Origin of the sequence: Bradyrhizobium sp. OAE829 (genome assembly GCF_040546575.1) — a bacterium.
Classification (GTDB): domain Bacteria; phylum Pseudomonadota; class Alphaproteobacteria; order Rhizobiales; family Xanthobacteraceae; genus Bradyrhizobium.
This window is the reverse complement of sequence record NZ_JBEPOE010000001.1, coordinates 5707626-5730955: the sequence shown is the minus strand read 5'-3', so window position 1 is coordinate 5730955 and position 23330 is coordinate 5707626. Positions and strand designations below refer to the sequence as shown.

18 protein-coding genes are annotated in these 23330 nt (G+C 62.9%); 7 read left to right on the top strand and 11 right to left on the bottom strand.

Translation table 11 applies throughout. The annotated features are described in order from the left end of the window. Positions 1 to 220 precede the first annotated feature (220 nt). The gene (locus ABIE49_RS27455) at positions 221 to 1105 is read right to left on the bottom strand and encodes a dihydrodipicolinate synthase family protein (protein WP_192736647.1); all 885 of its coding nucleotides are present in this window, start codon (positions 1103 to 1105) and stop codon (positions 221 to 223) included. 145 nt (positions 1106 to 1250) lie between these two features. On the opposite strand from ABIE49_RS27455, the gene ABIE49_RS27450 reads away from it, so the two are divergent. Then, positions 1251 to 2663, top strand: coding sequence for an FAD-binding oxidoreductase (locus ABIE49_RS27450; protein ID WP_192736648.1), 1413 nt, complete (start codon positions 1251 to 1253; stop codon positions 2661 to 2663). Positions 2664 to 2681: 18 nt separating this feature from the next. Continuing rightward, positions 2682 to 3347: a GntR family transcriptional regulator gene (locus ABIE49_RS27445; RefSeq protein WP_192736649.1), complete on the top strand. Its 666-nt coding sequence runs from the start codon at positions 2682 to 2684 to the stop codon at positions 3345 to 3347. 19 nt (positions 3348 to 3366) lie between these two features. Here ABIE49_RS27445 and ABIE49_RS27440 read toward each other — a convergent pair whose 3' ends face one another. Then, a complete protein-coding gene (locus tag ABIE49_RS27440) occupies positions 3367 to 4779 on the bottom strand; it encodes an amidase (RefSeq protein ID WP_192736650.1) in 1413 nt (470 codons plus the stop codon). 3 nt (positions 4780 to 4782) lie between these two features. Then, positions 4783 to 7125 carry a molybdopterin guanine dinucleotide-containing S/N-oxide reductase gene (locus ABIE49_RS27435; protein ID WP_192736651.1) on the bottom strand — a complete coding sequence of 781 codons (2343 nt, stop codon included), beginning with the start codon at positions 7123 to 7125 and terminating at the stop codon, positions 4783 to 4785. 190 nt (positions 7126 to 7315) lie between these two features. Here ABIE49_RS27435 and ABIE49_RS27430 point away from each other — a divergent pair, with 190 nt between their 5' ends. The 3 genes from ABIE49_RS27430 to ABIE49_RS27420 all read left to right on the top strand — a co-directional run bounded on the left by ABIE49_RS27430 (position 7316) and on the right by ABIE49_RS27420 (position 11064). Continuing rightward, the gene (locus tag ABIE49_RS27430; RefSeq protein ID WP_210337309.1) at positions 7316 to 8029 is read left to right on the top strand and encodes a phytanoyl-CoA dioxygenase family protein; all 714 of its coding nucleotides are present in this window, start codon (positions 7316 to 7318) and stop codon (positions 8027 to 8029) included. Continuing rightward, positions 8023 to 9090, top strand: a complete 1068-nt coding sequence (locus ABIE49_RS27425) for an acyltransferase family protein (protein WP_210337310.1) — start codon at positions 8023 to 8025, stop codon at positions 9088 to 9090. The genes ABIE49_RS27430 and ABIE49_RS27425 overlap by 7 nt, the downstream gene beginning before the upstream one ends. Positions 9091 to 9312: 222 nt before the next feature. Next, positions 9313 to 11064, top strand: a complete 1752-nt coding sequence (locus tag ABIE49_RS27420; protein WP_192736653.1) for an ATP-dependent Clp protease adaptor ClpS — start codon at positions 9313 to 9315, stop codon at positions 11062 to 11064. Between the two features lie 34 nt (positions 11065 to 11098). Here ABIE49_RS27420 and cbbX read toward each other — a convergent pair whose 3' ends face one another. From cbbX to ABIE49_RS27385, 7 genes are all read right to left on the bottom strand, one after another. Then, positions 11099 to 11977 carry a CbbX protein gene (cbbX, locus tag ABIE49_RS27415; protein ID WP_192736654.1) on the bottom strand — a complete coding sequence of 293 codons (879 nt, stop codon included), beginning with the start codon at positions 11975 to 11977 and terminating at the stop codon, positions 11099 to 11101. Between the two features lie 134 nt (positions 11978 to 12111). Further along, the gene (locus ABIE49_RS27410) at positions 12112 to 12531 is read right to left on the bottom strand and encodes a ribulose bisphosphate carboxylase small subunit (RefSeq protein ID WP_192736655.1); all 420 of its coding nucleotides are present in this window, start codon (positions 12529 to 12531) and stop codon (positions 12112 to 12114) included. Between the two features lie 12 nt (positions 12532 to 12543). Beyond that, complete coding sequence (locus tag ABIE49_RS27405; RefSeq protein WP_192736926.1) at positions 12544 to 14004, bottom strand: form I ribulose bisphosphate carboxylase large subunit; 1461 nt, start codon at positions 14002 to 14004, stop codon at positions 12544 to 12546. A gap of 55 nt (positions 14005 to 14059) precedes the next feature. Continuing rightward, a complete protein-coding gene (fba, locus tag ABIE49_RS27400; RefSeq protein ID WP_192736656.1) occupies positions 14060 to 15142 on the bottom strand; it encodes a class II fructose-bisphosphate aldolase in 1083 nt (360 codons plus the stop codon). Between the two features lie 34 nt (positions 15143 to 15176). Further along, the gene (gene tkt, locus ABIE49_RS27395) at positions 15177 to 17213 is read right to left on the bottom strand and encodes a transketolase (protein ID WP_192736657.1); all 2037 of its coding nucleotides are present in this window, start codon (positions 17211 to 17213) and stop codon (positions 15177 to 15179) included. Further along, the gene (locus ABIE49_RS27390; RefSeq protein WP_192736658.1) at positions 17210 to 18085 is read right to left on the bottom strand and encodes a phosphoribulokinase; all 876 of its coding nucleotides are present in this window, start codon (positions 18083 to 18085) and stop codon (positions 17210 to 17212) included. The genes tkt and ABIE49_RS27390 overlap by 4 nt, the downstream gene beginning before the upstream one ends. A gap of 13 nt (positions 18086 to 18098) precedes the next feature. Then, positions 18099 to 19139, bottom strand: a complete 1041-nt coding sequence (locus ABIE49_RS27385) for a class 1 fructose-bisphosphatase (protein ID WP_192736659.1) — start codon at positions 19137 to 19139, stop codon at positions 18099 to 18101. Positions 19140 to 19287: 148 nt separating this feature from the next. Here ABIE49_RS27385 and ABIE49_RS27380 point away from each other — a divergent pair, with 148 nt between their 5' ends. Both ABIE49_RS27380 and ABIE49_RS27375 read left to right on the top strand, forming a co-directional pair. Then, positions 19288 to 20259, top strand: coding sequence for a LysR substrate-binding domain-containing protein (locus ABIE49_RS27380; protein WP_192736660.1), 972 nt, complete (start codon positions 19288 to 19290; stop codon positions 20257 to 20259). 65 nt (positions 20260 to 20324) lie between these two features. Next, positions 20325 to 20708 carry a YkvA family protein gene (locus tag ABIE49_RS27375; protein WP_192736661.1) on the top strand — a complete coding sequence of 128 codons (384 nt, stop codon included), beginning with the start codon at positions 20325 to 20327 and terminating at the stop codon, positions 20706 to 20708. 40 nt (positions 20709 to 20748) lie between these two features. Here the strand turns inward: ABIE49_RS27375 and ABIE49_RS27370 are convergent, their stop codons facing one another. After that, positions 20749 to 23187 carry a TonB-dependent receptor gene (locus ABIE49_RS27370; protein WP_192736662.1) on the bottom strand — a complete coding sequence of 813 codons (2439 nt, stop codon included), beginning with the start codon at positions 23185 to 23187 and terminating at the stop codon, positions 20749 to 20751. Between the last annotated feature and the right edge of the window lie 143 nt (positions 23188 to 23330).

Sequence of the window (23330 nt, the reverse complement as noted above, 5' to 3'; positions counted from 1 at the left end):
ACCGAAACGCAACGAGAGTGTTCAGGTCGGTGTCCCCTACCCGAAGCGACCGCACGGTGTCATCAAACAGACCCTCCATGCAAGAGCACGACTTGCCACATGCAAGAGCCGCGCCGCGGCCACGAGCAAGAGCCGCGCCGCGCGCAGGTTTCAGGGTGCGGCCTTGCCCGAGGCAGCCTGGAGCGTTGCGTACGTCACGTGAAACTTCGGCTTGAGACCTTCAGGCGACCTCCGGGCTCATCAACGTCTCCAGCTTCGCCTTCAAAACCGCGCCATCGGCGCACTGGCGCAGCGGTGGACGCACCCGCAGCCAGCCGGCGTCGCCGCTCTGCGCGGCGAGAATTGCCTTCAACGTCGAGGGGAACGACGGCCCGCTGGCCACGACGTCGATGGCGGCCTGCATCCGCGCTTCCGCGCCGGTCCCGTTGATCATGGCCTGAACCAGGCCCGGCACGACATTGCCCATTCCGCAGATCGTGCCGGCGCCGCCACCTGCGATGGCGCGGGCGATATCGGCTTCGTTGCCGACCGTAATCGCAAGCTCGGGCGCGGCGGCACGAAACGCCTGGAATTGCCTGAAGTCGCCGCTGCTATCCTTGAGGCCTGCGACGACAACGCCGTAGCGCTTGCGCAAACTGGCCGCCACCGCGACGGGCACGGCGACGCCGGACACCTGCGGGATATGATAGAGCGTGGCGCGAAGGCGGTCGTCAGCCACGGCATCGAAGATCGCGGCGAACGCATCCTCGATTCCCTCCGGCGTAACGTCACGGTCGAAATAGGGCGGCAGGATCAGCACATGGTTCAACCCCAGGCTCAGCGCCGAACGCGCCAGGACAATGCTGTCGGTGATCGCGGGAAAGCCGCCGCCAAGCCCGATGCGCGACGCCGCCACGCCGGCCTTGAGCAGCGCCTCGACGGTCGCGATTCGCTCGGCCACACCGAATGAGGTGCCCTCGCCGGTGGTGCCGAACAACACGACGCCATCGACGCCCTTTGTGAAGAGGTTGAGGGCGTGCGCCGCGAGCTTCGCGTGATCCACGGCCCCACTGGCCGTCAGCGGTGTGGGCGCAGCCGCCCAAAACCCGCGAATTGCTGCTGTCATGACCTCTCCCATTGCATTTGGACGCCCCAAATGGGCTTCTTGACTTATCTTGTACCTTACATACAAGAACACCTCAACTCGGTATTGAGCAGGCCGCGCTGCCAAAAACGCATGGACGCGCGACGGCCCAACTAAAGGCTCCGCCATGGATACGATGACCCGACCCGAACGACCGCTGGAGTTGCTGAGCGCCTTGCAGCTCAAACTCGGCCAGCAGGCGGTGCTGACCGGTGCCGATATTCCCGCCCGCAATGGCAACGACTGGAGCGCGAGCCTGCCACAAACACCGATCGCGGTGGTTCGGCCGCTGGACGCGGCGGGCGTATCTGAAACCATCGCGACATGCCGCAAGGCACAGCTGCCGTTCGTGCCGCAAGGCGGATTGACCGGCCTGTGCGGCGGTGCCGCACCTGAGCCAGGCTGGGTCGCCATTTCGCTGGAGCGAATGGTCGGCATCGAGGAGATCGATCGCGCCAGCGCGACCATGACGGTGAAGGCCGGCACGCCGCTGGAGACGATTCAAAAGGCCGCGGATGAAGCCGGCTTCTTCTTTCCGCTCGATTTGGGATCACGCGGCTCCTGCGCGATCGGCGGCAATCTTTCCACCAATGCCGGCGGCAATCGCGTCATTCGTTACGGCATGACGCGCGAGCTAGTGCTTGGCCTCGAAGTGGTGCTGCCGGACGGCACCATCGTCACCAACCTCAACAAGCTGCTGAAGAACAATGCCGGCTACGATCTGAAGCATCTGTTCATCGGCTCGGAAGGCACGCTCGGCATCATCACCCGCGTCGTATTGCGGCTGTTTCCGAAACCACGCTCCACCATGGCGGCACTCTGCGCCGTGGCTGACTATCCCGCGGTGCTTGATCTGCTCGACGCGGCGCGTGGCGGGCTCGGTCCACTTTTGTCCGCATTCGAAGTGATGTGGCCGGACTATTGGGAGGTGATCACCGCGCGGGCCGGCGTGCGCTCGCCGGTCGGCACCGGTCATGGCCTTTATGTGCTCGTGGAGGCACAAGGCACCGATGAGAGCATCGATGCGCCGCAGTTCGAAGCCTGGCTCGAAGAGCTGATGGCGCGCGGACTGCTGCAGGACGCCGCCGTCTCGCAATCGGTGGCGCAGACCAAGGCGTTCTGGGCGGTGCGCGACATCTGTTCGGAATTCGGCCAGGTGCTCGGCCCGCACATCTCCTACGATATCGGGCTTGCGGTGGCGCGGATGGATGAGTTCGCCAGCCGCTGCAAGGCCGCACTGGCCAGCGGCATCACCGGATGCGAGAGCGTCTATTACGGCCATATCGGCGACGGCAATTTGCACCTGGTGTCCTGGGTCGCCGGCCTGCCGGTCGAGCGCCAACCAAAGGAGGCAATGGACGCGATCATCTACGGCCTGGTGCGCGACATGGGCGGCAGCGTCTCTGCCGAACACGGTATCGGCACGATGAAGAAGAAATGGCTCGGCCATGCGCGCAGCGAAGCCGAGATCGCGCTGATGCGCACGCTGAAGGCGGCACTCGATCCCGATCATTTACTCAATCCCGGCAAGGTGATCTGATCGAGCCAGGGAGCGCCAATGAAGTCACTCAAGCTCGATGCACCGAAGTCGCTGTCGCAGCGGGTCATGCTGCGGCTGCGTCAGGCCATCATCGACGGCGAATTCGGACTGGGTGCGGTCATTTCCGAAGAGATGATCGCGCAATCGTTCGGCGTCAGCCGAACGCCGGTGCGGGAAGCGATGGGTCTGTTGCAATCGCAGGGGCTCGTGGTGATAAGGCCGCAGGTCGGCAGCTTCGTCTTTACCCCGAGCGCTGCCGACATCTCGGCACTTTGCGCGTTCAGGATCATCATCGAGCCCAAGGCCGCCGAACTCGCCTATCGTCATGACCGCGCCGGCGCCGTCGCGGCGATGCGGTCCGCGATCTCGGAAATGGAGCAGGCGCTGGCCTCCAAGGACAACGTCGCCTATGGGCGAGCGGATACCGCGCTGCATGAGGCCTTCTTTGCGCATTGCGGCAATCGCTATCTCGTCGAGTCCTATCAATTGGTATCGGGACGCGTGGCCGCGCTGCGCACCAATTTGAGCGCACCGGTTGACGTCCAGACACCGGCCTCGTTCGACGAGCACCGCAAGCTGCTCCACCTGTTCGAGCGCGGCGAGCTCCCGGCTTTCGAGACGCTGATGACGTCACACATCGCCAATTCAGGGCTGACCTACGCGCGCGCGCTGGAAGTGGCATAAGCGTCCGTCGTTGCGTTGCTCAAGCAATCGGCGGACGCGCGGAGGCCCAGGGACGTGCAGCCTCGAACGCGGCGGACATTTGCAGCACGCCGAGATCGTCGCAGCGCCGGCCGACGATCTGCAGCCCGACCGGCAGGCCTGATGTGGTGAAGCCGCAAGGAATGGACGCGGCCGGATTCTGCGCCAAGTTGAACGGATAGGAAAACTCCGCCCACGACATCCAGTCCCACGGATGTTGCGGCCAGTGATCGGGCTGCAGCTTCGTGGCGGGGAATGCCGCGACGGATACCGCAGGCGTCAGCAGAAAATCCCATTCCTCGAAGAAATGGTGGATCTCCGCGCAATAGGCGAGCTTTGCGACTTTCATTTTCAGATAGTCTGGCAGCGTGATGTGCTGTCCGGCCTCAAAGCACGCGACAAAGCCCGGATCCAGCCGGTCGCGGGATTCGGCGACGCGGTCGGCGTAACGGCTGTAATGCGCCGGCCAGAAGAAGCGCGCCAGCTCCGGGCCCTTTGGTCCCCACGGCGTCTTGACCTGTTCGACGCGCCAGCCGAACTCGGTTTCGAACGCCTCCGCGGCCTTGCGCACCAATGCCGCCACATCAGGATCGACGCGGGCATGGCCGAGATCCGGACTGAATGCGATGCGCGGCGCGCGTGGCCGGTTCGCAAGCTGTGCGGGATAGTCGGCCGGCGGCCCTTCAAGGCTCGACTGATCGTCGGGATGGCGGCCGGCCATCACTTTCAGCATCAGCGCGGCGTCCGCGACCGTGCGCGTCAAGGGACCGAGGTGCACGGTGTTGTCGCTCGGCGTCATCGGCGATTGCGGCACGCGTCCGTAGGTCGGCTTGATTCCGTAGACACCGCAGAAATGCGCGGGCATGCGGATCGAGCCGGCGCCGTCGCTGCCTTGATGCAGCGGGCCGTAACCTGCGGCGGCACCGACACCGGCGCCGGAAGAAGACGCGCCGGCGTTCAAACCGAGCTTCCAGGGATTATGCGTGACGCCGGTCAGCGGGCTGTGGCTGACGCCCTTCCAGCCGAATTCGGGCGTGGTGGTCTTGCCGAGGATGATGGCGCCCGCCTCGCGGAGCCGCGCGACCGCGACGTTATCTGCAGGCGCGACCTCGCCGCGAAACAAATAGGTCCCGCGTTCGAACGGCATGCCGCGCACCGGTTCGAGATCCTTGATGGTGACGGGAATGCCGTGCAGCGGCCCAAGCGAATCTCCCTTGGCGAGCGCGCTGTCGGCCGCCGCCGCGGCGTCCATCGCCTGCGCTGCCGCCAGATGCGCGAAGCCATTCAGTTTGGGCTCAAGGGCTGCGATGCGCTCCAGCACCGTCGACGTGATTTCGACGGATGAGAGTTTCCTGGCGCGGATCGCGCCTGCCAGCTCCGTTGCCGGCGTGAAGCAGAGATCAACTTTATCCATGGCCTAGCTTCCGCGCTTCGCGGTCACGGGCGGATCGTAGGCCTGGATCGGCGGCAGATTGCCTGTGAAACGTTCGACCTCGGCGGTCGTCAGTTGCCCGGTGCAGCCCTGCGCCAGAGAGGACGTGCCGACGTCCCGCGTCAGGACGTTCGGATTGCCGTGCACGCAAAGCGAGGCCTCTTCCTGCGGATCGGCGGGATCATACCAGGCGCCGGTAGCAAGCTGGATCACGCCTTGGCGGATATCGTCGGTGACGCGTACGCCTGCAAGACACGCGCCGCGCTCGTTGAACAGCCGAATGATGTCACCATCGCTGATGCCGCGCGCGGCGGCGTCGATCGGATTCATGCATGCGACCTCGCGTCCGCGTTGCTTTGAAGCTGCACTGTGGCCACCGAAGTCGAGCTGGCTGTGCAACCGCGTCGCTGGCTGGTTGGCGACCAGGATCAGCGGCGCCGAAGGCGCCGGCACCTGCACCCGCTCGAGCCAGGCCGGATGACCGGGGCAGTCGGCCTCGCCAAAGCCCGCGATGACTTCCGAGAATATCTCGAGCTTGCCGCTGGGTGTCGGCAGCTTCGCTCCATCAGGATCTTCGCGGAAACGGCGCAGCTGCCCGCCATCGTCCGGGTGTTGCGGCATGATCAGGCCGTCGCCTTTCCAGAACTCGTCGAAGGTCGGCGCCGGCAGATTACGCTCCGCCAGCCCCTTCCGTGTCGGTTCATACAGATGCTCCAGCCATTGGCGGACATTGCGGCCTTCGGTGAATTCCTCGCGCTTGCCGAGGCGTTCGGCGAGATCGGAGAAGATGACGTAATCGTCCCGCGCGTCACCATAAGGCGGCGCAATCTGCTGCATCGGCACCAGCAAGGGATCGTTGGCGTTGGCGCCGATATCCTCGCGCTCCAGCGTCATGGTCGCGGGAAGCACGAAATCGGCATGCCGCGCCGTCGCGGTCCAGCCCAATTCATGCACCACCAGCGTATCGACCCGCGCGAAGGCCTTGCGCAGGCGGTTGATGTCCTGATGATGATGGAACGGATTGCCGCCAGCCCAATAGACCAGCTTGATGTCGGGATAGGTCTTGGTCTTGCCGTTGTAGCGATAGGTGCCGCCGGGATTGAGCAGCATGTCGGCGATGCGGGCGACCGGAATGAATTCGGTGATGCCGTTACGCGCTTGCGACAGCGTCGGCGTCGGCACGGAATTGTAGCGCCGTCCGTAATAGGCGATGGCCCCGAGCGCGTAGGCATAACCGCCGCCCGGCAGGCCGATCTGCCCCAGCACTGCTGCGAGCACCGCGCCCATCCAGACCGGCTGCTCGCCATGCTCGGCGCGCTGCAGCGAGTGCGAGACCACGATCAGCGCGCGGCGGCCGTGAACCTTGCGGGCAAGCGCGACGATGGTGTCAGCGGCGACGCCGGTGATGGCGGCGGCCCATGCCGCGTCCTTGGGCTGGCCGTCGGTCTCGCCCAGAACATAGCGCTCGAACACCGGCCAGCCGACCGTGAAGCGATCGAGGAAAGCCCGATCGTGCAGTCCCTCGGCCACCAGCGTATGCACCAGCGCCAGCATCAGGGCGACATCGGTGCCGGGAATGTTGCTGATCCATTGCGAGCGGGCTTCATCAGGCAAATCGCCGCGCAGCGGGCTGACGTGGATGAACTGGCAGCCGCGTTCGGCGGCGCGCGCCATCGCGCCACGCTCGACATGCTTGCTGGTGCCGCCGCCGGCCACCATGCTGTTCTTCAGCGCCATGCCGCCGAAGGCGAGCACGACATCGCTGTGCTCGGCAATCTGTTCCCAGGAGACGTTGCGCTTGGTCAAATCCTCGTAGTCACCGATGATGTGAGGCACTACGACGGTGGCGGCGCCGGAACTATATGAATTGACCGACTTGACGTAGCCGCCCATCGCGATGTTCAGAAAGCGATGGACCTGGCTTTGCGCATGGTGAAAGCGGCCCGCGCTCGACCAGCCGTAGGATCCGCCGAACACCGCGCTTGGGCCATAATTATCCCGCACGCGGGCGAGTTCCGCGCCGAGCAGGTCCAGCGCGTCCTTCCACGACATCGGGACAAATTCATCACGTCCGCGGCGCGCGTCCGGCCCGCGCTTTCCTTCGAGCCAGCCGCGGCGCACCATCGGCTGCGCGACGCGCGCGCGGTGGCGCAAGGCGCCGGGAAAATTATCGATGATTTTGTTCGGATCGGGATCGTCAGGATGCGGCCGAACCTCGAGTTCATCGCCCTGCCAGCGCGCCGAAAACACGCCCCAATGGGACGAATGCGGACGGAAGGATGCGTCGGCTGGGGAATCGGGAGGGGTTTTCTCGGTCACATCGGTCATTCGGATTCTCTCATCGCCCGTTGGGGTCATGCGCCAGCGCAAGTCTGCTGCCGACAGTCTAAACCTATCGGGCGCCGGGAGCATTGCGAAATTGGAGAGAGGCCCTGCTTGGCCCGCGCCCCCGGGGCTATGCGGCCGGCAAGGGCGAGGCTAAGCTCCCTGTCGTCGGTCACCAACGATCTGCCATCACATGCCCCCTTCCGCCTTCCTGCAGTCGGTGCAGGCCCAAATCGCGAACACCGGCTTTGCGATCCTGCGTTCGGTTCTTCCGCGACCGGACATGGATATGATTCAGGAAGCCGCGCGCGCATTCTACGAGGTTGCCGAGCGCGCCGACCATTCGCCGTTCCCGCGCGCCTACCTTTACAACCCCGGCAATACCGCAACCGGGATGGCAGCACTCGATGACTACGGCACGAAGGATTATCAGCTGTTGCGCACGGTCGCGAATTCACCGGCAGCCGCATGTTTGCGTCATTATCTCGGCGACGACGTGCTCTGCTCGCTGACCCACTCCCGATTGCGAAAGAACTATCCGCAAGGGGATCTCAGCCGGCCGAGGCCTTCCACGGTCGCGTGGCATGCCGACGGCGGCGCGAACGTCAACTACTACAGCGCCTATATTCTTTGGGTTCCGTTCACACCCTGCAACGACGACCATACCGGGCTTGAGCTTCAGGCGCACGACGGCTCAACCTCCCGCCCCGACCTCGACATCGGCGATGCCCTGCTGTTCAGCGACAAATTGCTGCATCGGACCTCGGATTGTCCAACCGCAACGCAATCCCGCTTCAGCTGCGACATGCGCTTTTTTCGAGCGGCGGATATTCCGGCCCGCGTTCATCAGAAAGTTGCGCAGGAACCGCTGCTGAGCGTACGGGCCTTCGCGCTCCAGCCGTGGTGACGGACCTGCCGTCGATCAAGGAACTGCAAATTCCATCGCTGGACGGGCTGCGCGGACTTGCCGCGTGCATGGTACTCGTCTCTCACGTCAGCAATGTCACGGGACTGTGGGGCGGCCTATTTGGCAGCGGCGGCGGCCAAGTCGGGGTAATGGTGTTCTTCGTGTTGAGCGGCTACCTGATCTCCGGCCTTTATCTCGATCGTTCCTTCACAACCGCGTCCGTTCAGGATTACCTGATCAGGCGCGCGGCTCGCGTGTTGCCGATGTTTTATTTCATCGTGACAATCGCGCTGGTTCTCCATACCGTACAGAGCCGAACCGGACTGCTGGTGTCGATCTATCCCGTTTCACTCGACCAGGCGTTCTGGCACTACGCGATCCTGTCGGGAGCAAGTGTACTCTGGACGATTCCGGTCGAAATCCATTTCTACCTCCTCTTCATCGGCGTGTGGTGGCTGCGAACGCGGATCGGAAATGTCTGGCTCGGCGCGATTTGTGTTTCGGCGATGGTTTTCTATTGGGCCCTGCCTGTTCAGGTCCCGGACCGGCCGCGCGTCTTTCCCTATTATCTGGTTTTTTTTCTTGCCGGCATGCTTGTTGAGCGATTGCTCCCAATGCGGCGGCAACCCACGCTTTCGTGGCCGTGGTCGTGGATATTGGCACCCGCGGCGGCGCTGCCGTTCCTGATCTACCCAAATATCTGGCTGACATTCTTCAACCCGTCCGGCTGGCTGGCCCGGGCCGAGTATCAGCAGATGTGGCACGATCCGCTGTCCGTCATGGCAGTATCGGCCCTGCTGATCGCAGCTTTGCTTTCACGACCGATCAAGGCGTTGCTGTCGACGCGGATCATGATCTATCTCGGGACGATTTCGTATTCGATGTATCTCCTGCACCATCCCGTCATCGACATGCTCGCGATTCACACGTCCTTGCGCGCGCATCCGATTGCTTTCCTGCTTGCAACATTCAGCCTTACCGCTGGACTCGCCAGCCTGACTTATTTTGGGATCGAAAGGCGCTTTTGGCGCCGCGGTTCGTACCGATCCGTCCGAGCCTAGTTCTTCTGGGGAATCTTGGCATATCTTTGAAATTACTCGGTCATTCGAGCACGTGTCGGAGCGGGCCCGATTTATTGAGGGATGTCAGCAGGCCAATCTGGCGCAGCGCCTTTCGATAATCTACACGCTGGGGTAGTGACATAGTTCCTGTTTTGTTCTAATGACTGATGACATGAAGCGATATGCCAAACGGACGTGAACTTAGTCAGGGGCAATTTTCCAATGAGTGATGCCAAGGCCGCTAGCCACCGCGAGATCATCTTTCACAACGACGATGAAACGCCTCTGGATTTCGTCATCGAACTTGTGCACTCGGTTTTCAAGAAGCCGCTAGCCGACACGTTCAGATTCACCAAAGAAATCCGGGACGGAGGAAAGGCAAGTTGCGGAAGTTATCCGCGGGACATCGCCAGCGAAATGCTGGAAGCCGCGCGTCAACGCATCGATGAGTCAGGTCATCCGCTCCGCATCACGAGCAGAGCGACTCTCGGGGACAACCATCTGTTTGACGGTCGTTGCAAGCTCTGCGGCGAACTTTTCTGCGACAACATCGTCACATTGAAAGGCATCGTGACGCCCCTCTGCGATGACTGCGTGAACGAGATTGCGCGCAATCAACCCGATGTCACCAGTAACAAGCAATTCGATTATGCGCACCAAGCACTGGCCTCGCATTTTGCCGGAATTCCAATGGATCGACTGGTCTCGACCTCGCGACTATTCCCAGGTCACATGCGCGCGGACGTCCAAGCTGGCGTGGACAGACTGTTCTCAACATCTCCGCTGCGGTTTTTCGGCATCTATGAAGAGCACCGCTACGAGACGCTGAACTTCGCAGCACTGACCCGCGACGGCCGGAATGCGCATGGCATCGCGCCCGCGCAATATCACGACGTGGATGTCGGCGAGAGCGCGCCGGTCAAATGTCTCGAAAACGGCCTGTGGCTTTGTAGAACCGACGGCGATCTGCGCTACGCCGTGGTGCTCTCCGCGCACCGCGAGTATAGCCGCGAAGCTGGGACGCGGATCGAAATTGCTGTGCCTGCCGGCGCCGAAGGCGCAGAGTTCGCGCAACGCTGCTTCGCCGAGCTCGAGCGCGCGGTCAATGACGCGCGCAGCTATCGCGGCAAGGTTTTGTCGCTCGATGTCGACAGGGGTTATAGCGGGCGCACGAGGGGCATCATGGTCCACAAGGTGCCACTTGTTCAACGCGATGACGTCATCCTGCCCGAGGCCACACTGAAGCTGCTCGATCGCAACGTCCTGGACTTTGTGGGAAACCGCACAATGCTGCGTGAACTCGGACAATCGACGAGGAAGGGCATTCTGCTCTACGGGCCGCCCGGAACCGGAAAGACCCACACCATCCGTTATCTCGCCAGCAACCTGCCAGGTCATACGACTCTGATCATCACGGCCGCACAGGTCGGCGCTCTTGCGCAGTACATGTCGCTTGCGCGGCTGCTGCAGCCGGCGATGGTCGTGATTGAGGACGCCGATCTCGTCGCGCGCGACCGCGAGCAGATGAGCAGCGCTTGCGATGAAGTCATGCTCAATGAGCTTCTCAACGAAATGGACGGTCTGAAGCAGGATGCGGACATCCTGTTCGTGCTCACCACCAACCGGCCGGAACAGCTGGAGAGCGCGCTGGCCAGCCGCCCCGGCCGCATCGACCAGGCGATTGAGGTGCCGGTGCCCAATGAGATCGGCCGCAAGAAGTTGATCCAGCTTTATGGCCGAGGTCTGCCGCTCAGCGGTGCCATCGTCGGCGAGGCCGCGCAGCGGACCGAGGGCGTCAGCGCCGCCTTCATCAAGGAACTGATGCGGCGCGTGGCGCAGGCAAGTATCGCCCGCGATGGCGGCAAGACCGTCGAGTCCCCTGACATCAGCCAGGCGCTCGACGACATGTTGTTCACGGGCGGCAAGCTCAACGTCAAGTTACTGGGCGGGGCACGGGAAATGGCCCGAGCGTGATGCGCACCGCGCTGGGTTTGCACTGGACTCTGGTCTACGACTTGTCTTTCAGGAACACCCGGCTGGCGAGCACGTCCGACGCCTGCAGCGACATCACGTCGTCAGTGTCCAGCATGCGGTCGAGATCGGCGACGAGACGATTGGCCTGCCGCAGCCGCATGCGGTCGAGCGCGTTCCGGATCGAGCGCGCGTTGGAGAACAGCGGCTGGGTGACGCGTGCCGCGATGTAACGGATGAACGCCTCCCGCGCCTCGTTGCTGAACTTGTAGTTCATGTCGTGCAGCATCAGCTCGGCGATGGCGAGCAGCTCATCATTGGAATAATCCGGAAAATCGATGTGATGGGCGATGCGGGAGCGGAAGCCCGGATTGCTGGCGAAGAATTTTTCCATGCGGTCGCCATAGCCGGCGAGGATCACCACCAGATCCTCGCGCTGCGATTCCATCACCTGCAGCAGGATCTCGATCGCTTCCTGGCCGTAGTCCCGTTCATTGTCCGGCCGATTGAGATAATAGGCCTCATCGATGAACAGCACGCCGCCCATCGCCTTCTTCAGCACTTCCTTGGTCTTGGGCGCGGTGTGGCCGATATACTGCCCCACCAGCTCGTCGCGGGTGACCGAGACGACATGGCCGCGGCGGACGAAGCCAAGCCGGTGGAGAATGCCCGCGATCCGCAGCGCCACCGTGGTCTTGCCGGTGCCGGGATTGCCGGTGAACGACATATGCAGCGTCGGCGTGTCCGTCGTCAGATTCATGCGCTTGCGGATACGTTCGATCAATAGCAGCGACGCGATCTCGCGAATGCGGGTCTTGACCGGCTTCAGCCCGATCAGCTCGCGGTCGAGCTGGGTCAGGATCTCCTCGATGCCGACGGCCTCGAGTTCTTCGCGGAGATTGACCCGGTCTGTCATTGGTGAGGCATCCAAATCCATCTGCGAACCGCCTTTCGAGAAAAAACTCCGTCGCCACCCTTATGGCGACGGAGCAGTACTTCCGGCTGGGGTCGATGAGGGAGCACCGCCGGCCGGCAGGAGAAACGAGCGAGCTAGCCGTAACGACCGCCTTCGGGGCGATCGACCGCATAGGACTTCGTGGTGTAGCGGATGTTGCGCCCGGCCATCTCGTGCCGTTCGAGGCGGAAGCCGGGTTCGTCCTTTGGCCGGTTGACGATGAAGGATAGCCGCACCGATTCCCAGCCGTGGCTGTTATCGAACGCCGACATTCGGATGTAGCTGTTGCCATACACCTTGCGGCATTGAGCGAGCTCCATCATCACGCCGGCAGCGTCGCGGAGATCGAACATCGGCAATCCCCACATCTCCCAAAAACTGTTGCGGGGATGGGGGTCGTCGGTGAATTCGATGTTCACCGCCCACCCCTTCTCCAGGCAATACTGGACCTGGCGGGTGATCTGCTCGTCGGTGAGGTCAGGCAGGAACGAGAAGCAGCCCTGGGTAACACGCATGATATCAGCTCCTTACATCGCGACGCTGGGTGTGGGGACGTAGTCCGGCATGTCGGTCGATTCGTAGTTGAAGGTGACGTTCTTCCAGACCTCGAGCGCCGATTTCAGCGGCGTGCAGGTCTCTGCCGCCTTGGCGAGAATTTCCGGCCCTTCGCGCAGATAGTCGCGGCCCTCGTTGCGGGCGAGGATCATCGCTTCCAGCGCCACGCGGTTGGCGGTCGCACCAGCCTGAATGCCCATCGGGTGACCGATGGTGCCGCCGCCGAACTGCAGGATCACGTCCTCGCCGAGATGATCGAGCAGTTGGTGCATCTGCCCGGCGTGAATGCCGCCGGATGCGACCGGCATCATCCGGTTGAGGCTGGCCCAGTTCTGGTCGAAGAACACGCCGTGCTCGAGCCGCACCGGATTGTAGTCCTCGCGGCAGATGTCGTAATAGCCGCGCGTGGTCGCCGGATCGCCTTCGAGCTTGCCGACCACGGTGCCGGCGTGGATATGATCGACACCCGCGAGCCGCATCCATTTTGCGATGACGCGGAACGAGACGCCATGACTGCGCTGCCGCGTGTAGGTCGAATGCCCTGCCCGATGCAGATGCAGGATCATGTCGTTGCGGCGCGCCCATTTCGCCATCGACTGGATCGCGGTGTAGCCGATGACGAGATCGATCATGATGATGACCGAACCGAGTTCCTTGGCGAATTCGGCGCGTTCATACATGTCCTCCATGGTTCCGGCGGTGACGTTGAGATAGGTACCCTTGATCTCGCCGGACGCAGCCTGCGCCTTGTTGACCGCCTCCATGCAATAGAGGAAGCGCTCGCGCCAATGCATGAACGGCTGCGAGTTGATGTTCTCGTCGTCCTTGGTGAAGTCGAGGCCGCCTTTCAGCGCCTCATAGACCACGCGTCCGTAGTTGCGGCCGGAGAGTCCGAGCTTCGGCTTCACGGTGGCCCCCAGCAGCGGGCGGCCGAACTTGTCCATGCGCTCGCGCTCGACCACGATGCCGGTCGCGGGGCCCTGGAATGTCTTCACATAGGCCACCGGCAGCCGCATGTCCTCGAGCCGCAACGCCTTCAGCGGCTTGAAGCCGAACACGTTGCCGATGATCGACGCCGACAGGTTGGCGATCGATCCGTTCTCGAACAGGTCGAGATCGTAGGCGATGTAGGCAAAGTATTGCCCCGGCGAGTTCGGCACCGGATCGACGCGGTAGCACTTGGCGCGATACTTTTCCGCCGCCGTCAGCCGGTCGGTCCACACCACGGTCCAGGTCGCGGTCGAGGATTCGCCGGCCACGGCCGCCGCGGCCTCGATCGGGTCGACACCATCCTGCGGCGTGACCCGGAACAGCGCGATGATGTCGGTGTCCTTTGGCACATAGTCGGGCTCCCAATAGCCCATCTTCTTGTATTCCATGACGCCTGACTTGTAGCGTTCCTTGCCGCGAATGGTCATCGAGTGCTGGTTCATCTTGGTTTCCTCATGTTGCGTGCGGCGGCTGGTCGGGAGCGTGGGGATCAGAAGATCAGGCGGCATGGGTCATCTCCCCGATGCGTGGGTCGAGCGCGCCGGAGCGATAGCGCCTCGCCATCTCGGCCAATGGAACGACCTTGATCTTCGAGGCGTGGCCGGCGGTGCCGAATTGCTCGAAGCGCTCACGGCAAAGGTCGCGTAGCGCGTCCATCGCCGGTTTGAGGAATTTGCGCGGGTCGAATTCGCTGCGGCTTTGCGTCGCGACCTTGCGGAACGCCGCGGCCATCGCCAGCCGGCAGTCGGTGTCGATGTTGACCTTGCGGACGCCATGCTTGATGCCGCGGACGATCTCCTCGACCGGCACGCCCCAGGTCTGCGGCATCTCGCCGCCGAACTGGTTGAACATGTCCTGCAGCGGTTGCGGCACCGAGGAGGAGCCGTGCATCACCAGATGCGTGTTCGGCAGCCGGCGATGGATCTCCTCGACCACCCGCATCGCGAGGATGTCCCCGTCCGGCTTGCGCGAGAATTTGTAGGCGCCGTGCGAAGTGCCCATTGCGATCGCCAACGCATCGACCTTGGTGGCGCGGACGAAATCGACCGCCTGGTCAGGATCGGTCAGCAGCTGGTCGTGGCTGACCTCACCCTCGACGCCGTGGCCGTCCTCCTGCTCGCCGCCGCCATGCTCCAGCGAGCCGAGCACCCCCAGTTCGCCCTCGACCGAGGCGCCGATCCAGTGCGCCATGTCGACGACGCGGCGGGTGATGTCGACGTTGTAGTCGTAATCCGCGGCGGTCTTGGCGTCGGCCTTGAGCGAGCCGTCCATCATGACCGACGTGAAGCCATGCTTGATCGCGGTGGCGCAGGTTGCTTCCTCATTGCCGTGGTCCTGGTGCAGGCACAGCGGAATCTGCGGATGCATCTCCTCCAGCGCGTCGATCATCTTCGAGAGCATGATGTCGTTGGCGTAGGAGCGCGCACCGCGCGAGGCCTGAATGATGACGGGCGCATCGACGGCGGCCGCCGCCTCCATGATCGCAAGGCCCTGCTCCATATTGTTGATGTTGAATGCCGGCACGCCGTAGCCGCGTTCGGCGGCGTGATCCAGCAATTGCCTCAGTGTGATTTTGGCCATCGGTCCCTCCGTGTCGTTGTCTGTTTGCAGGCGCTCATGTGTCGTTCACCGCCATCCTGGCGCGCGCGATGCAGCGCAGGGCCGCCTTCGCAACCCCGTCCGCGGTGATGCCGAACTCGCGATAAAGCGTTTCGGCCGGCGCGGAAGCGCCAAAGCCGGTCATGCCGACGAACTCGCCGTCATCGCCGAGCCAGCGCGCCCAGTCGCCTTCGACCGCGGCCTCGACGCCGACCCGCGGCACGCGTCCGAGCACCGCGGTCCGATACTCGCGCGATTGCTGGCGAAACAATTCGAAGCATGGCGCCGAGACCACGGCCGCGCGGACGTCGACGCTCGCCAGCAGTTCGGCAGCGTGCATCGCGATCGATACTTCCGAGCCGGTTGCGATCAGCGTGACGTCTCGGCCTTCCTCTGGATCGACCACGACGTAAGCGCCAAACGCGACCAGATTCTGCTCACCGGCTTCGCGGAACGTCGGCATCGCCTGCCGCGACAGGCACAGCAGCGACGGGCTATTTTGGGCCCGCAACGCGCAGTCCCAGGCCTCTGCGGTTTCAACGGCATCGCCGGGGCGAAACACCAGCAGATTGGGGATCGCCCGCAGCGATGCCAGATGCTCGACCGGCTGGTGAGTGGGGCCATCCTCGCCCAACCCGATCGAGTCGTGCGTCATCACATGGACGACGCGGATACCCATCAACGCCGCCAGCCTGATCGCGGGGCGGCTGTAGTCGGCGAAGCTGAGAAAGGTGCCGCCATAGGGAATGAAGCCGCCATGCAACGCGATGCCGTTCATCGCCGCCGCCATGGCGTGCTCGCGGACGCCGTAGTGAATGTAGCTGCCGCTGAGACAATCGGCCTGCACCGCCCGATGCGTTTTAGCGCGCGTCAGGTTCGAATGGGTCAGATCGGCGGAGCCGCCGAGCAAATTCGGCAATGCCTCGGCGATCCCGTCGATCACCAGCTGCGAGGCCTGCCGGGTCGCGATGTTGGGCCGCTCGGAGGCGAAGCGATCGCGCAGCAGCGCCATCGCGTCGACATAGCCACACGGCAGATTGCGATTGAGGGCATCGTGAAACGGCGAGCGCGCCGCGGCGCAGCGCTTGGTCCGCTCGATCCAGCTGCGGCGGGCTGCATGCCCGCGTGCGCCGGCGTCGCGCCATTGCGCGATGATATGCTCCGGAATCTGGAACGGCGGATGCGGCCAGTTCAGCGCATCGCGGGTCTTTGCAACCTCATCGGCGCCGAGCGGCGCGCCATGGGCTTTCTCGCTGCCCTGGCGGTTCGGCGCTCCGAAGCCGATCAGCGTGCGACAGGCGATCAGCGACGGCCGGTCGCTGGTGCGGGCCCGTTCGATCGCAACGGCGATGGCTTCGGGGTCGTGGCCGTCGATCCGGCAGGCCGACCATCCGGAGGCCTTGAACCGTGCGAGCTGGTCATCCGAGCACGACAGCGAAGTCGCGCCATCGATCGAAATCTCATTGTCGTCGAACAGCACAATCAGGCGATTGAGCTTCAAATGGCCCGCCAACGAGATCGCCTCATGGCTGAGGCCTTCCATCAGGCAGCCGTCGCCTGATATCACATAGGTGAAGTGATCGACGTGGTCGTCGCCGAAGCGCGCATTCATCAACCGTTCGGCGAGCGCCATGCCAACGGCGGTGGCGATGCCCTGCCCGAGCGGCCCGGTGGTGGTCTCGACTCCCGGGGTATGGCCATACTCGGGATGTCCCGGCGTCTTCGATCCCCATTGCCGGAAGGCCCTGAGTTCATCCGATGTCACGCCCTCATAGCCTGTCAGGTGCAACAGCGCGTACAGCAGCATCGAGCCGTGACCGGCTGATAGCACGAAGCGATCGCGGTCGGGCCATGCCGGGTCGGCCGGATCGAATTTGAGGAACCGCGAAAACAGGACGGTGGCGACATCGGCCATGCCCATCGGCATGCCGGGATGGCCGGACTTTGCATGTTCAACCGCATCGATCGCCAGGAAGCGGATCGCGTTGGCCATTTCCGCGTGCGAAGCAGAAGCATCCGGATAGCCGGCAATACGGGACAGGGGAGCGTTCATGTCGTGCGCCTCTTGCGTTCCATCAGTTGCAGGATCAGCGGGGTGAGGATGAGCTGCATCGCCAGATCGAGTTTCGCGCCGTGGATCACGATCGAATTGGCGCGCGACATGAAGCTGTGCGGGATCATCGACAGCAGATACGGAAAATCGATGCCGCGCGGATTCTTCAGGCGGATCACCACCATCGATTCATCAGGCGTCGGAATCCACCGCGCGATGAACGGGTTCGAGGTATCGACGGTCGGCACACGCTGAAAATTGATGTCGGTCTCGGCGAACTGCGGACAGATGTAGTTCACGTAGTCGGGCATGCGCCGCAGGATGGTGTCGGTCACAGCCTCCGCGGTATAGCCGCGGGCACTGCGGTCACGGTGCAGCTTCTGGATCCATTCCAGGTTGATGACAGGCACGACGCCGATCTTGAGATCGGCATGCTGCGCGACGTTGACCTTGTCGGTCACGACCGCGCCGTGCAGTCCTTCGTAGAACAGCAGGTCGGAATTCTCAGGCAATCGGCGCCAGTCGGTGAACGTGCCCGGTTCTGCGCCGTAGAGCTTCGCCTCTTCGTCGTCGTGGATGTAATGACGGGTGGTTCCGGTGCCGGATTCGCCATAGTCCCGGAACACCCGTTCCAGTTCCACAAACAGGTTGGTTTCCGGGCTGAAATGGCTGAAATGCTTGTTGCCGCGCTCGGCTTCCTCCAGCATTTTTGTGCGCATCTCGAAGCGATTGTAGCGGTGGAAGGCGTCGCCCTCGATGTAGGCCGCAACCACCTTTTCGCGGCGGAAGATCTGCTCGAACGTCTTCTTCACCGACGTCGTGCCGGCGCCCGACGAACCCGTGATTGATATGATGGGATGAGCCCGTGACATGTCGATCGCCCCGTCAGAGAAACAGGCCGCGCCGCGCAAACAGCGGTGCGTCGCTATTGTCGAACATCGGTTCGATCCTGTCGTGAATGGCCGTCACGTCGCGCACGTGGTGCACGGATCCCATGATCAGCGGCACCCGCTGGTGCGGGGTTTTCGCAGCCAGTTCCAGAATTCGCCGGCGCCCGGTCGACGCCGCGCCTCCCGCCCATTCCATGATCAGCGCCATTGGATGGGCTTCGTACAGCAGGCGAAGCCGCCCTTCCCGATAGCTCGGGCGGGCATCGGCCGGATAAAGGAACACGCCGCCGCGCACCAGGATGCGAAGCGCCTCCGCGACCAGCGAACCGATCCAGCGCATGTTGAAATCCGCCTCGCCGCCGCCGCTGATGCCGGAGAGGCACTCGTCGATATAGGTGCGGACCGGCCCATGCCAGTGGCGGTGATTGGACGCGTTGATGGCGAACTCCGGCATATTGCGTGCGATCTGGACACCCTGCCGGGTCTGCACGAACTCCTGCGCGTGGCGATCGAGCATGAAGACATCGACGCGCGCGTTGAGCGCGAGGACGAGCGTGGTCTGCGGACCGTAAACGATGAAACCCGCGGCACACTGCGCCGTGCCGGGCTCGAAGAACGTCGAAAGCAGGTCGTTGCCCCTGGGGCGGATCGAAAAGATGGTGCCGACCGAGATATTGTTGTCGAGATTGGCCGATCCATCGAGGGGATCGATCGCAACGCAGAACGGCGCCGAAGGACGCAGGGTTTCCGGCAGCGCCGCTTCCTCGGAAAGAACCGCCGCCACCGGAGTGCCGCGCAAGGCGCGCCGTATCATTTCATCGGCGGCGACGTCGATATCCTTTTGCTGATCGCCGTCAGAATTGATGCCGCCGTTCCGCCCGGTAATGCCTGCGAACGGTCCATCCGCGATCAGCCCGGCAAGCTCGATGGAAGCTGACGCAATCGCCTTGATCACGTCGGCAAGCGCAGCACCATGCAGCGGCGTCTGCAACGCGGACCGATCGAGATGTGAACGCAGCGTCACGCGCTCGTCCATGACCGTCTCCCCTGTGCCCTCTTTCGGGGGCTCTCAAGCGTCTCGCCGGTTTGGCAATCCGCGATGTCAAAGGAAACGCAGTTTGCCGAATTAGTAAAATTTTGTTATCTTTGGGCTTGGCAAAGTTTTTGTTATAAAGGGTGTGGCGATGGCAGGCCGGTTATTGCGGGAAGTGACGATCCGCCAGTTGCGTGCACTGGCCGCCGTTCAAAAGAGCCGATCGGTCACGTCAGCGGCCAAACAGCTCCATCTCACCCAGCCCGCGGTCACGCTGCAGCTTCGCAATTTGCAGGCACTCGCCGGGCTGCCACTGATCCAGCGCACCGGCGACGGCATGCTGCTGACGGATGCCGGGCGCGAAGTGCTGGCGCTGACTGAGCGGATCGAGGCGGCGATATCAGATTGCGAAACCACGATGGCCATGATGGCGGGGAAGACCGCCGGCCGCATCTCGATCGGCGCCGTCAGCACCGCGAAATATTTCGTGCCGTTCATGATTTCAGGATTTTCGAAACGGCATCCGGACGTCGAAGTCACGCTCTCGATCGGAAACCGGCAGGAGATCGGCACGGCATTGCGCGGCTACGATCTCGACTTTGCGATCATGGGCCGCCCGCCTGCAGACATCGACATGAACGTTCACCTGATCGGCGATCACCCCCACGTCATCATCGCGCCGACGGGACATCGGCTGGCGCGAAAATCCCGCATCGCACCGGGCGAGCTTGCGAGCGAGACTTTCCTGACGCGCGAGCCTGGATCCGGAACGCGCGGCCTGATGGAGCAGCTGTTCGAATCCGCCGGCATTCGCCCCAGGATCGGCCTTGCCATGAGCAGCAACGAGACCATCAAGCAGGCCGTGATCGCAGGTTTGGGCATTGCATTCATTTCCGCGCACACGGTGGCTACCGAACTCGATGAACGACGATTGACAGTCCTCGACGTGGACGGCCTTCCCGTGGTCCGGCAATGGTTCGTGCTCGCCCGCAAGGACAAGGTCCTGCTGCCGCCGGCGCAGGCAATGCTCGATTTCCTCTCTACCAGGGGCAAGCAGTTTCTGCCGCGCACCTATGGCCGCCTGCGTCTCACCCGGTCGTCCACCCGCAAAAAGCGCGGCTGAAATGCCCCGCAAGTTCTGCTCGCGCTGCTACCTTGGCCAAGGAACCCGGTACACTGGAAGGCGCAATGCTCTCTCGTATCAAATCGTGGGCCAAGGGCCTGAAACGCGACGCTCACGCGATCTATCTCGCGTCCCGCGATCCGCGCGTGCCGTGGTATGCGAAGGCGCTCGCCATCGCCGTTGCCGGATATGCGCTTTCACCGATCGACCTCATTCCAGACTTCATCCCCATCATCGGCTATCTCGACGAGTTGATCCTGCTCCCTTTGGGCATCTGGCTCGTGGTGACGCTGATTCCCGATGAGATCATGGTCGAATGCCGCGCCAAGGCGAGCGCGACCGCGCAGCGTCCGACCAGCCGAGCGGGAATGGCAGCCATCATCCTGTTGTGGATTGCAGGCGCATTGACGATGGGATGGATCGGTCATGCCTGGTGGAACCGGCCGTGAAGGCCGGCTCTGATCGGTATCCTCTGACGCGCCGTTCGCGTCAGAAGGTCGCCTTCAGGCCTGCGTAAAAGGCGCGCGGCCGCGCCGGGCTGAGCGAACGCGCGTCAGTGAAGGGCGCGCCGCCATTGGTGAAATTCGGCACGTCCCCAGTATCGAAGAAGGTACCGAAGGTCGCATAGCGGTTGTCGAAGATGTTGTCCGCGCGGGCGTAGATCTGGAACGTCTTGTTGATCTGATACGAGGTGTGCAGGTTGAAAACCGCATAGGACGGCAGTCGCCGCGCCTGATTGGATTCGTCGCCCGCAAAGTACTGGTTGCCGACGAACAGCGCATCGCCTCCGACCTTGAAGGCGTCCGTGACCGAATAGTCGATGCCAAACTTGATCCGGTTGCGGGGGATCGCCGGAATTCGATTGCCCGGCTGGATCTGGACATTGCCATTGTCGTCGGCGAACGGGCTGTTGGAGCCGACCTGCAGCGCGTCGAGGAAGCGGGCATCCACGAGGGCATAGCTGGCATAAAGTTGCAGTGTCTTCGACGTCAGATTGACCTGGGCCTCGATGCCCTGGCGCCGTGTCGAACCCACGTTCTGGAAGTAGCCAAAGCCCTGCAGTTCCGGGCTTGGAATCGCGAGGATGTCATCGGCATTGGTTGCGCGGAACGCACCAACTTTCCAACTCAACGTTCCGATATTGAGTTCCGACGTTCCGCGGAAACCTGCCTCGATGGTGCGGGACACGACTTGCTTCAGCGGCGGGTCGGCGATGAGGAATGCGGCGATGAGACAGGGGCGCAAGGGGTCGGCGCACGCAAGCTCCAGCGGGGTCGGTGCACGATTAGCCTCGGAATACCCGGCATAGGCCGTCAAACCTGATGTGATCTTGTAGGTGCCGCCGATCATCGGGTTGAAGCGGGTAAACGTATGCTCGCCATTGAGCGCCGTACCGATCTGATCCTCCAGCTTAATATGCGCATGGTTGAACCGGCCGCCGCCCGTGATCGAAAATCTATCGGTCACGTCGAACGTGTCTGACGCGTAGAGCCCGGTGTACCGGTTGGTGGCGCGAAGCGAAACCGGACCGATCGAGATCGGCTCGCCGGATGGTCCGAGATAGATGCCGCTGCCGTTGACGACGTAGTTTGAACCGATGGTTCCGAGCTCCGCGCTGGCCCCGAAGCGGGTGACGCCGGAGTCGATGCTGGCGCCAACCATGAACTGGTTGTTGTGCCCGAACAGCTGATCGGTATTCGTTGCCTGCAGGGTTGCCCCGGTCGTGACCGAACGGGTTGTGGTCCGGTCGATCTGTCCCAGCACGGCGTTGTCGGGGAAGGGATTGGCGAGCTGGACGCCGTTCAGGCCATTCGCCGGGACGTCGTCGTCGTTAAAGCAAAGCAGGCCCGGATCGGCCGCGCATCGCTCCGTCTCGGTTGGATTGCCATCCACCGTTTTTTGCCTGAAAGCGCGGACGCGCGCGGAACCTTCGATCGTCCAGGTCGGCGTGGCCTCGACCTTTCCGGTCAGATTGGCATAGGCAACCTGGTTGGATGTCGTCTGCGGCGTGGTGTAGGTGGCGCCCCAGTAGTTCTGCAGCAGTTCAACCGGCACCGTCGCAGCCGCGCCGAAATTGTTCTTGGCCAGGCCCACGTTGAGGTGAAATTCACTGCTATCGGTCCGATAGCCGACATCGCCGTAGAACCGGCGAATGGCCGACTCCGAAAAATTGCGAAAGCCGTTGTCACGCACGCCTTCCAGCGCGCCATAGACCGAAAAATTGTCGATCTGCTTGCCATACTGCGCCGAACTCTGGATGCGTCCGAACGAACCGCCCATCGTGTTGATTTCGGCGCCCCGATAATTGAAGCCGTCCTTCATCTGGACGTTGACGGCGCCGCCCAGCGCATTGAGACCGAAGGCGGGATTGTTGGTGACGACGGTGACCGACCTGATCGCGGCCGTCGGGATCAAGTCCCAATTGACGGTATCGCCGAACGCTTCGTTGACGCGCACGCCGTTCTGGTAAACTGCCAGTCCCTGCGGCGTACCGGCGACCGGAGATGCGACGAACCCCCGAAACTGTATGTCGGGCATAAACGGATTTCCGGTCGTATCGCTGATGATGATACCCGGCACCTGCTGCTGTAATGCGTCCGCGATGTTGAGCGAGCCGGTGCGCGCAATCTGCCCGGCCCCCACCGCATTGACGCTTGCCGCCACCTTGTCGACGTCCATTCCGGAACCCACCGTCGGCGTCGGCGCGGTTGGATAAATCAAAACCCTGCGGGTGCTTCTGGTTGCCCGAGGCGCATTTCTGCTGCGGGCGGGCCTGGCGGCTGTCCCCGGCGAAACCACCTCGATGGCCGGTAAGACCTCGGTCGAACCGGGCGCGTCCTGGGCTTGAGCACAGTCACTCCCGGGAACCAGACACAGTGATATTGTCCCGATAAACAGGAATCGCGCGCCCATTTTACTTCGTCCCATCCCAATCCGGCTGCATTGGTGTCTGCCGGTACGCCGATGACGATCTTACGGGCGTCGAAAAAGTTGCGCACCATTCAAAACGTCCCGAACGGGTTCGGGAAAAATTCCCGAACTGGAGCGTTTTCCAGCGAAGTGGACACCGG